The organism is Brevibacterium permense (assembly GCF_013280495.1).
GTDB lineage: Bacteria > Actinomycetota > Actinomycetes > Actinomycetales > Brevibacteriaceae > Brevibacterium > Brevibacterium permense.
The window spans coordinates 40,734-53,638 of sequence record NZ_JABSSX010000010.1 but is presented as its reverse complement, the minus strand read 5'-3'; the positions used below and the strand labels follow the sequence as shown (position 1 = coordinate 53,638).

General features: G+C 64.7%; 13 protein-coding genes. 9 read left to right on the top strand and 4 right to left on the bottom strand.

Annotation, left to right across the window (positions count from 1 at the left end; genetic code table 11):
• Positions 1-56: 56 nt before the first annotated feature.
• From HK353_RS13100 to HK353_RS13075, 6 genes are all read left to right on the top strand, one after another.
• Complete coding sequence (locus HK353_RS13100) at positions 57-1,136, top strand: glycosyltransferase family 2 protein (protein WP_342589924.1); 1,080 nt, start codon at positions 57-59, stop codon at positions 1,134-1,136.
• The gene (locus HK353_RS13095; protein ID WP_173156792.1) at positions 1,133-2,050 is read left to right on the top strand and encodes a hypothetical protein; all 918 of its coding nucleotides are present in this window, start codon (positions 1,133-1,135) and stop codon (positions 2,048-2,050) included. The genes HK353_RS13100 and HK353_RS13095 overlap by 4 nt, the downstream gene beginning before the upstream one ends.
• Before the next feature lie 22 nt (positions 2,051-2,072).
• Positions 2,073-2,534: a DUF3151 domain-containing protein gene (locus HK353_RS13090; RefSeq protein WP_173156790.1), complete on the top strand. Its 462-nt coding sequence runs from the start codon at positions 2,073-2,075 to the stop codon at positions 2,532-2,534.
• A gap of 111 nt (positions 2,535-2,645) precedes the next feature.
• Positions 2,646-4,115, top strand: coding sequence for an MFS transporter (locus HK353_RS13085; protein ID WP_173156788.1), 1,470 nt, complete (start codon positions 2,646-2,648; stop codon positions 4,113-4,115).
• Positions 4,116-4,904: 789 nt separating this feature from the next.
• A complete protein-coding gene (locus HK353_RS13080; RefSeq protein WP_173156786.1) occupies positions 4,905-5,804 on the top strand; it encodes an SMP-30/gluconolactonase/LRE family protein in 900 nt (299 codons plus the stop codon).
• A 309-nt stretch (positions 5,805-6,113) separates the two neighbouring features.
• Complete coding sequence (locus tag HK353_RS13075) at positions 6,114-7,781, top strand: flavin-containing monooxygenase (RefSeq protein ID WP_217278463.1); 1,668 nt, start codon at positions 6,114-6,116, stop codon at positions 7,779-7,781.
• Between the two features lie 142 nt (positions 7,782-7,923).
• On the opposite strand, the gene HK353_RS13070 is transcribed toward HK353_RS13075, so the two are convergent.
• Complete coding sequence (locus tag HK353_RS13070) at positions 7,924-8,268, bottom strand: ArsR/SmtB family transcription factor (protein ID WP_173156782.1); 345 nt, start codon at positions 8,266-8,268, stop codon at positions 7,924-7,926.
• A gap of 199 nt (positions 8,269-8,467) precedes the next feature.
• Here HK353_RS13070 and HK353_RS13065 point away from each other — a divergent pair, with 199 nt between their 5' ends.
• Entirely contained in the window at positions 8,468-9,544 is a 1,077-nt protein-coding gene (locus HK353_RS13065; protein WP_173156780.1) for an NADH:flavin oxidoreductase/NADH oxidase, read from the top strand.
• Between the two features lie 173 nt (positions 9,545-9,717).
• Here HK353_RS13065 and crcB read toward each other — a convergent pair whose 3' ends face one another.
• From crcB to HK353_RS13050, 3 genes are all read right to left on the bottom strand, one after another.
• Entirely contained in the window at positions 9,718-10,113 is a 396-nt protein-coding gene (gene crcB / locus HK353_RS13060) for a fluoride efflux transporter CrcB (RefSeq protein WP_173156778.1), read from the bottom strand.
• On the bottom strand, positions 10,110-10,535 hold the full coding sequence (locus HK353_RS13055) for a fluoride efflux transporter FluC (RefSeq protein WP_173156776.1): 426 nt from the start codon (positions 10,533-10,535) through the stop codon (positions 10,110-10,112). The genes crcB and HK353_RS13055 overlap by 4 nt, the downstream gene beginning before the upstream one ends.
• A 252-nt stretch (positions 10,536-10,787) precedes the next feature.
• Positions 10,788-12,068, bottom strand: a complete 1,281-nt coding sequence (locus HK353_RS13050) for an aminotransferase-like domain-containing protein (RefSeq protein WP_173156774.1) — start codon at positions 12,066-12,068, stop codon at positions 10,788-10,790.
• 204 nt (positions 12,069-12,272) lie between these two features.
• Between HK353_RS13050 and HK353_RS17320 the strand changes: the two genes are divergently transcribed.
• Together HK353_RS17320 and HK353_RS13045 are read left to right on the top strand one after the other, a co-directional pair.
• The gene (locus HK353_RS17320; RefSeq protein ID WP_281063485.1) at positions 12,273-12,398 is read left to right on the top strand and encodes a hypothetical protein; all 126 of its coding nucleotides are present in this window, start codon (positions 12,273-12,275) and stop codon (positions 12,396-12,398) included.
• Positions 12,374-12,793: a mycothiol transferase gene (locus HK353_RS13045; RefSeq protein WP_173156888.1), complete on the top strand. Its 420-nt coding sequence runs from the start codon at positions 12,374-12,376 to the stop codon at positions 12,791-12,793. The genes HK353_RS17320 and HK353_RS13045 overlap by 25 nt, the downstream gene beginning before the upstream one ends.
• Positions 12,794-12,905: the final 112 nt, after the last annotated feature.

The window sequence follows — 12,905 nt, the reverse complement described above, 5'->3', positions numbered from 1 at the left end:
TCCACCTGTATGCCCCCTCAAGACCGGGTGCGCGCGGGTATGGGAAGATTGAGGGCGTGTCGAAAGTACTTGAGATCCTGACCCCGGAGGGCCTTCCGCCGCTGAACGAGAAGCCCGGTGTCTCCTTCATCATGCCGGTGCTCAACGAGGCCGAACACATCGAGCAGGCGATCACCACGATCCTCGGTCAGGAGTATGACGGGGACAAAGAAGTCGTCCTCGCCCTCGGCCCCTCGACTGACGACACGAACGCCATCATCGAGTCGATGGCTGCGCGTGATCCGCGGATCCAGACGGTCGACAATCCGCAGGCCGCGACCCCGATCGGGCTCAACCTCGCCATCGCCGCGACCCGACACCCGGTGATCATCCGCGTCGACGCGCACTCCGGACTCAGGCCCGACTACACCAGACAGGCCATCGACACTCTGCGTGAGACGAAGGCCGCGAACTGCGGCGGACTCATGCTCGCCCGCGGCAAGACCTCCTTCCAGAAAGCCGTGGCGCGGGCATACATGTCCCCGGTCGGCCTCGGCGGTCCCGCCTACCACTCCGGCGACGAGGCGCAGGAAGCCGAATCGGCCTACCTCGGCGTCTACCGTCGGGAAGTGTTCGACCACCTCGGCGGATTCGACGAAGGCATCAAACGCGGTCAGGACTGGGAACTCAACCTGCGCATCCGCTCCGCCGGCGGCCGTATCTGGTTCAACCCCGACATGGAAGTCACATACTGGCCGCGCGGCACCTGGTCGAAGATCGCGCAGCAGTTCTGGGCCACCGGAATCTGGCGGGCCGAACTCATCCGCCGCTACGGATCGCAGAACTCCATCCGCTACTTCGCCCCGCCGCTGCTCGTGCTCGGCATGAGCGCGGCCGTGATCGAGACGCTGCTCCAACTGTCAGGATCGACGAAGCGGTGGCCGAAGTGCCTCCGCCGCTTCACCGCCCTCATCCACGTCCCCAGCTTCGGCTACATCGCCGGAATCCTGGCAACCGCCTCGGCGGCGAAGGACTGCGGTCGACGCGAGCGCTTCTGGTTCGGCATCGTCCTGCCGACCATGCACCTGTGCTGGGGTGCCGGGTTCCTCCGGGGACTCGTCACCGGAGCCGGAACGACGAAGGATGGCAGTCGATGAGCAAGAAGAAGCCGGGCCGGGCCCACCGGGACCGCTACGGTCGCGGCACCACTGATCCGCTGCCGAGCGTCGATCCCGAATCCCGCGAGCGGATTCCCGTGCCCGACCGTCCCGAGCCGAAGAAATTCAATGCACCCCTGTGGGCCGGCGCCATCGTCGTCCTCCTCGTCGCGGGTGTGTTCGCGATGAACATCTTCGGTTCCGACGACCAGCTGACGGTCGATTCGCTCAACCCACCGGCCGTGGGTGCCCTCGACGGCGGATCCTCGGTGTACCCGGCGAACTCGAAGCTCGCCTTCACCGAGAACGTGAAGTTCGGCTACCTGCCCGCGCCCACACTTACGGCTCTGGGCGACGGCACGATCGTGGCCGCGAACCCGGAGACCGCAGCCGAGGACATGGGCCTGAAGAAAGGCCTCGACGAACTCGACGCCGACGAATTCCTCGACCAGACCATCAAACCGGCCCGCAAGAACACGAGTCCCGGCGATCCCATCACTTGGGACCAGATCGTCGACGAGTTCGGCGGAGACACCGTGTTCATGCCCGCCATCGACTCCACCGAGGTGGCCACCCCGGCGTTGAAGACCATCACCGAGGCGGGGCTCGAGGATTCGACGCTCGTGCGCACCGATGACTCCGAGGTGGCTCGTGCCGCCGCCGATGCCGGCGTCGGAGCCATGTTCACCGGGGACGTGACGGCGACCAGGAACGAGTCGCTTTCCGGCAGCGGATACACGGCCCTGGCCGTCGAGGCCGATGTCGCCGAGAAATGGACCGGAGTGGACCTGGCCGTCTGGGCCACCGACGTCAAGGACGAGAAGCAGCTCGAGAAGCTCGCAGACGCCGGAGTCACCGGCGCGCTGAGTGAGAACCCGTACAAGATCCTGCCGTCCGAAGTGAAGAAGAATTGACCCCGACTACCAAGGAGACGCAATGACCCAGCCCATCGGCAACCCATCGCACATCGGCAATCTGGATGCGAGCCAGCTCGGCCCGCAGCCGACCTACCTGCCCGAGGATCACCCGGATGTCGAGGCCCGCACGCGCATCGATGCCGGTGAAGAGCCTATCGACGTGGCCGCGGCACTGCCGGCTTCGTCCCTGGCGTGGGCCGAACTCGCCGATGAGGCGCACCGGGAAGGCCGCCTCGTCGATGCCTATGCCTACGCCCGTGTCGGCTACCACCGCGGACTGGACGCCCTGCGTGCGGCCGGATGGCGCGGTGCCGGCCCGATCCCGTACTCGCACGAAGTCAACCGCGGATTCCTCCGTGCGCTCTACGCCCTCGGCCGTGCCGCCGGAGCGATCGGCGAAGGCGAAGAGGCCGCGCGCATCGAGGAGTTCCTGCACTCCTCCGACCCGACAGCCGTGGACGCCATCGGCCGCGGGGAGTAAGGGAGCAGGCCCGCCGCACCGTCGGCGGATACATCGGCCTCCGTGGCGCGTGAGCAAACGCACCACGGAGGCCGATTGTGCTTGTCGGCAGGGCGGCGTAGAACTATATGAATGGGTAATGTTTCCGAGACAGTCATGACGGCAGAGCAGCGCAAGATCCTGGCGGTGATGCTCGTCCCGATGTTCATGTCGCTGCTGAGCGTCTCGATCGTCAATGTCATCCTCCCCGACATGCAGCGCTCGATCGGCGCCTCGAACTCGGCGATCCAGTGGGTTCTGTCCGGCTATACGCTCGCCTTCGGCGTGCTCCTCGTCGCCGCCGGCCGAGCCGGCGACCTCTTCGGACGTGGTCGGCTCTTCGTCATCGGCGTCAGTGTCTTCGCCTTCGGCTCCCTCATCTCGGGTCTGTCCCCGGACCCGCTCGTGCTCAACGTCGCCCGTGTCGTCATGGGCCTCGGCTCCGGTCTGCTCAGCCCTCAGGGCGTGGGGATGCTCCAGCAGTACTTCCACGGCAAGGTGCGCGGTCGCGCCTACGGGATGTTCGGCACGATCGTCGGCGTCTCCGTGGGCATCGGCCCCGTCCTCGGCGGTGGGCTCATCGCTGTCCTCGGCGACGAATGGGGATGGCGTTCGGCGTTCCTCATCAACGTGCCGATCGCCTTGGCCGCAATCATTCTCGGCCGGTTCTGGCTCCCGCAGAGTGCCTGGGTCGGCATCGGCACCGAGTCCGATTCGCACGGCCGACGCCGGGCCGACTTCGATCCGGTCGGGCTCGTTCTGCTCGGCGTGGGTACGTTGTTGGTCATGCTGCCCTTCCTCGAGCGCAGCGCAGGTGCTTGGATCTATGCCCTCGTCCCCGTCGGCATCGCCGTCGTCTGGCTGTGGGTGCGATGGGAGAACCGATACTCCCGCCGAGGCGGATCACCGATGGTCGACATGCAGCTGTTCCGGACGCGCAGCTTCGCCTACGGGGCGTCGCTGACGTCCATGTATTTCGTCGGCATGCCCGGCATCTGGGTCATCGTGGCGCTCTACCTGCAGAACGGTCTCGGGTTCCCCGCCCTCCATGCCGGCCTCGTCGGTCTGCCCTCGGCGCTGCTCTCGGCCATCGCCGCACAGGCGGCCGGCCGTGTCGTGCTCACCTTCGGTCGCAAGATGGTCGTCCTCGGGGTCGCAATCGGTCTGACCGGGGTCGTCGCCTCGGCGATGCTCGTACTGGCACATGAGGCCTGGGGGATCAGCATCTGGTGGCTGCTGCTGACGCTCGGGATCACCGGCCTCGGGCAGGGAATGGCGATCAGCCCGAACCAGACGCTCACTCTGGCCGAGGTGCCCGTCGAGTACGCGGGCAGCTCCGGCGGTGTGATGCAGACCGGGCAGCGGGTGGGTACGGCCATCGGCATCGCGATCGTCACCGCCGTGTTCTTCGTCGTCCAGCCTCTCGCCGGCTACGGCGCCGCCATCGTTGCGGGCTTCGGGTTCATCGCGCTCGTCATCGTCTTCGCCGGAATCATCGGATTGGTCGATCTCGCTCGCGGTCGGGCCAAGGACCGGCAGGAGAGGCAGCCGGTCAGCAGCTGACGCCCGGTCTGACGGCATCGTCGATTTCCACGTCGAGGTGCTCAATCAGAACGACGCGGTCCTCCCGATTGCGACTTAAGTGGGTCCAGATTGCTCGTCTACTCGTAAGCAGCGGGCAATCTGGCCCCACTTAAGTTTCGTCAGCGGGAGGAGAGAGGCTTGCTTGCGTAGGGGAGAGCGTCGCTCGCCCGCTTCGGCCGCGTCTGAGCGGAGGCGACTCGGGCGGGTCAGTCGCGAGATTCAGGGGCGGTCGCCTCGGCGCGTTCGATGTCCTGGGCGGCGAACACGGCGTGGAGGAGGCCGGGGAAGCAACTCACGCTTGCCTGCCCAACGGCCGATGATGCGGGCGTCTCGGTCGGCCAAAATGATGGTCACCGAGGCGTCCTGCAGCTGAGCCGACAATCGGTCGAGGACCGGACGGGCTGCCAACAGTACCCGACTGTCCGGAATGCCTTCGTCGGTGAAGGGCAGCTATCTGGCGGAACTGCTGACTCCGATGACCTGACAACGGTGCCATGACCGATCGATCTCGGCCCGGATAGCCGCCGAATCAGGAAGCGCCTGCGCGTCGAAGTCAGCGACAGGCTCTGCTGCGGCTGCGGTTCTGTGGCGAGCGGCTGTGCTCAATGTCAACACCTCGATGTGTTCGATGACTGACGGCCTTGGCTGGGACCTTCAATTCTACAGTTGCCGCTTCAGCAGCGAAGTGTCCTAGAATGCAACAACGGCGGCTGGGAGGCCGTGTCACACCGTGAGTGCAAAGACGGACAGCAGAAAGCAGGTGTCGCAATGAGTGGAAACGAGATCTCGGAAGTCGCCAAGGGATTCACCTACCTCGAGGGCCCGCGGTGGCATGATGGTCGACTGTGGTTCGTGGACTTCTATACGTGCACGGTCAACGCGGTCAATGACGACGGGAGCATCGAGGAAATCGCCGTCGTCGATCAGCAGCCCTCAGGTCTGGGCTGGCTGCCGGATGGGCGGATGCTCATCGTGTCGATGAAGGACCGCAAAATCCTCCGCCGCGAGACCGACGGATCGCTCGTCGAGCACGCCGACATCTCCGCGCACTGCTCCGGCCACGCCAACGACATGGTCGTCGCGGAGAACGGGCAGGCCTATGTCGGAGAATTCGGGTTCGACCTCATGGGCGGGGCCGACCACGAGTTCGCCAATGTCATCCTCGTCAACACCGACGGCACCTCCCAGGTCGTCGCCAGCGGACTCTCGTTCCCGAACGGCATGGTCATCACCCCTGGCGGGAAGACCCTGATTATCAACGAACTCTTCGGCAACAAGATCACCGCCTTCGACATCGAGGCGGATGGAACGCTGGGCAACAAGCGGGATTTCGCGAACTTCGGTGAGATCGGCGATGAGCCGAACGTCGCCAAGCGGATCGAAGCCGCGACGATCGTCCCTGACGGGCTCGCGCTCGATGCAGAGGGCGCGGTGTGGATCGCCAACACCGTCAACCAGAAGGCCACTCGCATCGTCGAAGGCGGCAAGGTTCTCGAGGAGGTCAATACCGCCCCGGACGGAATCTTCGCCGTTGCGCTCGGAGGCGAGGACGGCAAGACGCTCTTCCTGTGTGCGGCCCCCGACTGGGATGAAGGCGCACGCAGCAAAGCGCGCGAGGGACGCATGCTCGCAACAACCGTCGACGTCCCTCACGCAGGCAGGCCCTGAGTCCTACAGCCGACGCTTGGGACACCCTGCCGAGGCGGTCGTGCCGTCATCGATGCCGACATCGATGACGGTGCGACCGCCTTTCGTCGTGCCCGGATGCGGCTGGGCCTTCGCTCCCGCACGGACGAGCTGAGCCGCCTCGGCGAGGATGGAGATCTACGGCATCTGTCGTCAGTTGACGACAAGGTGACTGACTGACTCGATATAGGACACCGCGGGGGTCGACGGCGAATCTATCGTCGAATCATCCGGGCAGACGAACGACCGATTGACCCGGCTTCGAAGGAGGAGACGACAATGACGTCAACAATGCCTGCACCGACAAAGGAGCACACGAACGCGGACGAGACCGGAGTCCTCGACACCCTCATTGTGGGCGGGGGATTCTCCGGCCTGTATCTGCTCGACCGTCTGCGCGAGCAGGGGTTCGATGTCAAGGTCTGGGATGCGGCCGGCGGATTGGGCGGCATCTGGTGGTGGAACTGCTACCCGGGCGCCCGCACGGACAGCACCGGTCAGGTCTACCAGTTTCAATACAAGGATCTCTGGAAGACCTACGATTTCAAGGAGCTCTACCCTGACTCGGATGGACTGCGCGACTACTTCGAATACGTCGACTCGCAGCTCGACCTGTCCCACGACATCACGTTCAACACCTTTGTCGAATCGTGCAAGTGGGACGAAATCGCCAAAGAATGGACGGTGCGATCATCGCAAGGTCTCGAACAACGGGCTCGCATGGTCATCGTTGCCACCGGCTTCGGCGCGAAGCCTCTCTACCCGAATATCGAGGGCCTGGACAGCTTCGAGGGGGAGTGCCACCACACCGCACGTTGGCCGCAAGGAGGCCTGGACTTGGCCGGCAAGCGGGTGGTCGTCATGGGTACCGGTTCATCTGGTGTCCAGGTCATTCAGGAGGCCGCAGCAGTGGCTGAAAACCTCACAGTCTTCCAGCGCACACCGAATCTCGCCCTGCCGATGCGGCAGCAGCAATTGTCGGCCAAGGACAATGATCGAATCCGCGAGAATATGGAGGAGCGCTTCTGTATTCGTGACACGTCGTTCGCAGGATTCGACTTCTACTTCATCCCGCAGAATGCCGCGGACACGCCGGATGATGAGCGGACGTCGACATATGAGCAGATGTGGGAAGAAGGCGGAATGCCTCTGTGGCTCGGCAACTATCAGGACATCCTGAACGACGAAGAGGCCAACCACACCTTCTATTCCTTCTGGCGTTCGAAGATACACGAGCGTGTGAAAGATCCGAAGACCGCTGAGATGCTCGCACCGGCAACCCCGCCGCACCCATTCGGAGTCAAACGTCCCTCACTCGAACAGAACTACTTTGACGTATACAACCAGGACAACGTCGAGCTCAAGGACTCCAACGAGACCCCGATCACCCGGGTCCTTCCCCACGGCGTCGAGACCCCCGAAGACGTCATCGAGTGCGATGTCCTCATCCTGGCCACCGGCTTCGACAACAACAGTGGCGGCATCAACGCCATTGACATCGAAGCTGACGGACAGCTGCTGCGAGACAAATGGGCGACTGGAGTCGACACCTACATGGGGCTGTCGACGAATGGATTTCCGAATCTCATGTTCCTCTACGGTCCACAGAGCCCCTCCGGCTTCTGCAACGGACCGACATCGGCGGAGCGTCAGGGGGATATGGTTGCGGACTTCCTCGGCTGGATCAAGGAAAAAGGCATCTCGCGCTTCGAGTCCACCGTCGAGGTCGAGCGGGAGTGGCGTGCCCATGTCGACGACCTATTCGTCAATTCCCTGTTCCCCAAGGCAAAGTCGTGGTTCTGGGGCGCCAACGTTCCCGGCAAGCCCGCGCAGATGCTCAACTATTCGGGTGGCGTTCCCACATATCTGGAGAAGTGGGACGAGGTCAAGCGCGACGGCTACGTCGGCTTCGAGTTCGATCGTGAGCATACTGAGAAATCGTGCGAAGGTGTTGCCTGAGGACTGGCCATTGGGCTGAATGCGACTTAAGTGTGCTCAGATTGCACGTCTACTCGCCAGTAGCGTGCAATCTGAGCACACTTAACTGTCGTTCGCGGGCACAGGTGCCTGTTCGTGCAGGCGCTGTGGCGACGCGGCCGGGTCAGTCGCGAGATTCGGGGGCGGTCGCCTCGGCGCGTTCGATGTTCTGGGCGGCGAACACGGCGTCGAGGAGGCCGGGGAAGCGGGCATCGAGATCGTCCTTGCGCAGGGTATTCATGATCTTCGTGCCCTCATATTCCTGTCGGATCACGCCGGCTTCGCGCAGGGTGCGGAAGTGATACGTCGCCGTCGACTTCGACACCGGCAGCTCGAAGGTCGCACACGCATGATCGCCGAATGCGTCGTTGAGCTTGCAGGCGACGGTGCGACGGACCGGGTCGGCCAGTGCAGCCAGAACCGCGTCGAGTCTCATCTCGCCCCTGCTGGGGTGGTCGAGTGTGCGCATAAGGACCCTCCCTTCTCGCCATCGTGTCGGTCAGCGTCGGTGGATGTCATCTGAACAGCCACCGATCACATGCAGCGCGTTATCTCCCCATTGTACGAAACATTTGGTAGTACGAAATTCATCGTAGTAGAGTTCGAACTCTAAGTACGAAGAATCTCATACTTCTGGACGATCATTCTCGACGAGATCACGAGGTGTCATGTCTCATCTGCTGTTCGAACCGCTCACTCTGCGCGGGCTGACCTTCCGCAATCGGATCTGGGTTCCGCCCATGTGCCAGTACTCCGTCGAGGCTCTCGACGGCGTTCCTGTCTCCTGGCACACCGTCCACTACGGCGCCATGGCCAGGGGAGGCGCGGGAGCCGTCATCGTCGAAGCCACCGGCGTCACTCCCGAGGGGCGGATCTCGGCGAAGGACCTGGGGTTGTGGAACGACGCGCAGCGCGACGCCTTCGCCCCCATCGTCGACTTCCTTCACTCGCAGGGCGCCGCCGCGGGCATCCAGCTCGCCCACGCCGGCCGCAAGGCCTCGACATATCCCGAGTGGGGGACCGACCACGACGGCAGCCTGCCCGTCGACGAAGGTGGTTGGCAGACCGTGGCTCCGTCCGCGTTGGCCTTCGAGGGCCTCGCCGAACCGCGTGCCCTGACTGAGACGGAGATCGCCGAGGTGGTCGCGGCCTTCCGGTCCTCGGCCCGTCGGGCGATCGAGGCCGGGTTCGACTTCGTCGAGATCCATGGTGCACACGGGTACCTCCTCCATGAGTTCCTGTCGCCCCTGAGCAATACGCGCACCGACTCCTACGGCGGAACTTTGGAGAACCGGGCCCGACTGCTGCTCGAGATCGTCGATGCCACCCGGACCGAGGTGGGCGAGGACGTTCCCGTGTTCGTGCGCCTGTCCGCGACGGACTGGACCGACGGCGGGTTCACACTCGATGACACTGTCAAGGTCGCCGGATGGCTCAAGGAACACGGCGTCGACCTCATCGACGTCTCCTCCGGCGGCAATGTGATGGCGTCGATTCCCGTCGGTCCCGGCTACCAGACGACCCTGGCCGCCGGCGTGCGGCAGGGATCGGGGCTGCCGACCGCGGCAGTGGGAATGATCAACGAACCGTTCCAGGGCGAGCACATTCTGGCCACCGGTCAGGCCGATGCGATCCTCGTGGGCCGCGAACACCTGCGTGACCCGAACTTCGCGCTGCGCGCCGCCGACGCACTGCGCTTCGACATCGACTACCGCCCGGCTCAGTACCACCGCGCCTATCAGTGAGCTGAGCTCAATTCGCTGGAGCGGCTCGCCGCTCATACGCTGACGGCCCAGTTGAAGTCGCACAGCACATGTTCAAATGTGTGTTCTTCGACTTCAACTGGGCCGTTCGGCGTGTGGCGGTTGCCGTTGGGAGTCTGCGCGGACAGCGTCTAGCCCACTCAGCCCAGCCACAATCACGGTCCGGGCGACACCCAGGACAGACCGCCCAGCCACAGTCCCAGGCCGGCCGCGGCAGTCGCGAAGATCAGTGTGCCGAGGCCGCTGAGCAGGCTCGGCCCCCACTTGTGCTCTTCGATGAGGCTGATGGTCTCGAAACTGGCCGTCGAAAACGTCGTGTACCCGCCGAGGAACCCCGTACCGAGAACAAGATGCCAGGCTTCGGGCAGCAGCTGTGCGCTGGCCAGGCCGGTGAGGAACCCGAGCACGAGCGAACCTGAGACGTTGATGAGCAGGGTCGACCACGGCGTCGATCGTGGACTCCACACCTTATGGGCACCATCGACGAGCATGCGCACACCGGCGCCGAGGCCACCGGCCACGGCGATGGCGATGAAGAGCAGCGGGCTCACCTGGCGCTCCTTTTCACAAGCACCAACGCAGCAGCGATTCCCGCCCACGTGGCGAGGCCGCCGATGACGACGGTCGCGAGACCGTAGAGCACACCGACCTCCACCCGGTCCTCGCCGAGGAGGCCCGCCGTGTCCGCGGCCAGTGCGCTGTACGTCGTGAATCCGCCCATGAAGCCTGTGCCGAGCATGATCCGCACCCGCCGTCGCACTCCCGCATCGGGGCCCAGCCGTGACAGGCCAGCCAGGAGCAAACCGAGGACGAACGCACCGAGGATGTTGATCCCGAGGATCGCCACCGGAATCCCAGCGAGGTCGGGAACGGTCAGGCTGATCGCCTCGCGGGCGGCCGTGCCGAGAGTGCCGCCGAGCACGGCGAGGCCCAAATAGGGCAGACGCAGATGGAGGGGGCGTGCTTCGGCCATGGACTCTCCTACCTTTCGGGCATGCTGACGCCGGTCGAGGTAGGGACTGTTGTCGCCGGCAGACCAGGAGGTCCGCGCCGAGGTTGGGAACGGTGAGCCCCACCACCGTGACGGATGAGCGTCACGATCATTCTGTCACAAGCCACGGACACAGCGACCGTCGGCAGGGACCTCTGCTCGAGGCGGTCGCTGACGATCACCGAGGTGGCACGGGCGGGGAGGGCCGCCTCGGCGAATGTGTCGTCGTGTTGATCAGCGCTCTGCGCGGTATCGGTCGACGGCACGGCGGAGGCGCTGCAGGCCATCGTCGATGCGGTCGGGGGCGGCCGAGGCGAAGCACAGGCGCAGCGCATTCGAGAAGTTTCCGGCCGGCGAGAACGCAGGACCGGGGATGTAGGCCACGCCCTCCTCGAGAGCGGTGGTCATGAGGACTTCGGTGTTGATGGATTCGTCCTCGAAGGTCACCCACAGGAAGAATCCGCCATCAGGATCGGTGGCTCGGATCTCTCCGGGGAAGAGCCTCTCCAGTCCTTCTGACATCGCAATCTTCCGCTCGCGGTAGGCCTTGCGCAGGACCTCGACATGGGAGTCGGCACCGCCTTCGGCCAGCCAGCGGGCGATGAGGTGCTGGTTGGGAACGGGGGCGCAGGAGTCCATCGTCTGCTTGGCGTTGACGGCGAGCTCGCGGACCTCGGGGTCGACGTCGATCCAGCCGACCCGCAGACCCGGGGCGACGAATTTCGAGAACGTGCGCACCCCGAAGATGAGGGGATCGTTCGGGCTGAGGTCGCTCAGCGCAGGCAGTGATTCCCCTTCGAAGCGCAGCATTCCGTACGGGTTGTCCTCGATGATGACCGACCGGTGGCGGTGGGCGAACTCGAGCAGGCGTTCGCGACGTGGCAGCGACATGGTCACGCCGGCGGGGTTCTGGAAGGTCGGGACGGTGTAGATGACCTTCGGGGCGCGTCCGGTGCGTTTCGTGTGCTCCTCGAGGACGCCGATCTGCATGCCTTCTTCGTCGACGGGAATCTCGAGGATCTCCGCCTCATAGCTCATGGCCGTCGCCGAACCGTTCGTATAGGTCGGGGACTCACAGGCGACGAGGTCACCGGGGGTGACGAAGAGTTTGAATCCGAGATCGAGCCCCTGCATGCCGCCGGAGGTGATGAGGATGCGGTCGCGGTTCCCCTGCTGTTCGGGCGGGATCTGTTCGGTGGCGGCGAGGTAGTCGTGGAGGGCCTCGATGAGGATGGGCTCGCCCTTCGTCTCCCCGTAGGTGAAGTTCTCCGGGGAGAAGACGTCGGAGGCGATGCGGGCGAAGTCCGCGGCTGGGAGCATGTCCGGCGCGGGCGCCCCCATGCCGAACTTGACGATGTCATGGTGGTATTGGGCAAGTACCGTGGTGGAGGCATCGATGACGGAGCCGACGAGCTGATCGCGGCGGCGGGCATAGGGCAGCGCGGGGGACTGCGACTGGTTCTCGGGCTGGTTCCGCGAAGCACTCGTGGCCGGATGCACTGACGTGGTGGACATGAGCGACCTCCTCTGAGCGGTGATGCCCTGAAGTCGACGGCTCCGGCGACGTTCAGAAGGCTCCTGCCCGAACGACGGGTTACGTGGGTCACTTCAGCATAGGGGTGAGGGACGTGGCGAACAAGGATGCTGAACACCTGCGATTTCGGGCGAGTCGTCGATCGGATCCGTCCACCCTCGCCGAGGCGGCCCTACAGTGGGGACATGACAGGTGCAGGTGCCGACGGCGGCAGTCCGACGACCAGACCTTTTGATGTGCGTGAGGCCGACCTCGGCGTGCAGTTCACAGCGTTCATCGACGGCATCTGCTCGGGAGCCTCGACGACCTGAGCGAAGAGGAGGCGCGGCGGTCCCTCGTGCCGAGCAGAACCCGCCTGCTGTCTCTGCTCAAGCACGCCGTCTTCGTCGAAACCGTCTGGTTCGGAGAGGCGGTCACCGGCCGGAGTCGAGTCGACTACGGGCTTCCGCACGATTCCAAGGACTCCTTCCTCCTCGACTCCACGGACACGATCGCCAGCGTTTCGGCCGACTATCGGGCCGCCGTGGATCGCTCGCATTCCGCGATCGAGGGGATGGTCCTCGACACCGTGCTCACCGGTCACCGGGCTGGGCCGATGCCGCTCCGATGGGTGCTCCTCCACGTCCTCCGCGAACTCGCCCAACACTGCGGGCACGCGGACATCCTCCGCGAGCAGATCCTCGCCGAGCGGGGGAGACGCGGCTGAGCACCTCAGCAGGCACGAAAGTCGGAGCGGCCAGCGCTCCGGGACGAGCGAGGTGTCACGGCTGAACGCCGCAGCTGGCACGGTCGTCGGATCAGCCCTGGGTATGATGTGG

Excerpts from the sequence above, each read along its gene's own strand:
- HK353_RS13095 (WP_173156792.1), top strand. The coding sequence starts at position 1,133 with ATGAGCAAGAAGAAGCCGGGCCGGGCCCACCGGGACCGCTACGGTCGC.
- HK353_RS13090 (WP_173156790.1), top strand. The coding sequence starts at position 2,073 with ATGACCCAGCCCATCGGCAACCCATCGCACATCGGCAATCTGGATGCG.
- HK353_RS13085 (WP_173156788.1), top strand. The coding sequence starts at position 2,646 with ATGGGTAATGTTTCCGAGACAGTCATGACGGCAGAGCAGCGCAAGATC.
- HK353_RS13080 (WP_173156786.1), top strand. The coding sequence starts at position 4,905 with ATGAGTGGAAACGAGATCTCGGAAGTCGCCAAGGGATTCACCTACCTC.
- HK353_RS13075 (WP_217278463.1), top strand. The coding sequence starts at position 6,114 with ATGCCTGCACCGACAAAGGAGCACACGAACGCGGACGAGACCGGAGTC.
- HK353_RS13070 (WP_173156782.1), bottom strand. The coding sequence starts at position 8,268 with ATGCGCACACTCGACCACCCCAGCAGGGGCGAGATGAGACTCGACGCG.
- HK353_RS13065 (WP_173156780.1), top strand. The coding sequence starts at position 8,468 with ATGTCTCATCTGCTGTTCGAACCGCTCACTCTGCGCGGGCTGACCTTC.
- HK353_RS13055 (WP_173156776.1), bottom strand. The coding sequence starts at position 10,535 with ATGGCCGAAGCACGCCCCCTCCATCTGCGTCTGCCCTATTTGGGCCTC.
- HK353_RS13050 (WP_173156774.1), bottom strand. The coding sequence starts at position 12,068 with ATGTCCACCACGTCAGTGCATCCGGCCACGAGTGCTTCGCGGAACCAG.
- HK353_RS17320 (WP_281063485.1), top strand. The coding sequence starts at position 12,273 with ATGACAGGTGCAGGTGCCGACGGCGGCAGTCCGACGACCAGACCTTTT.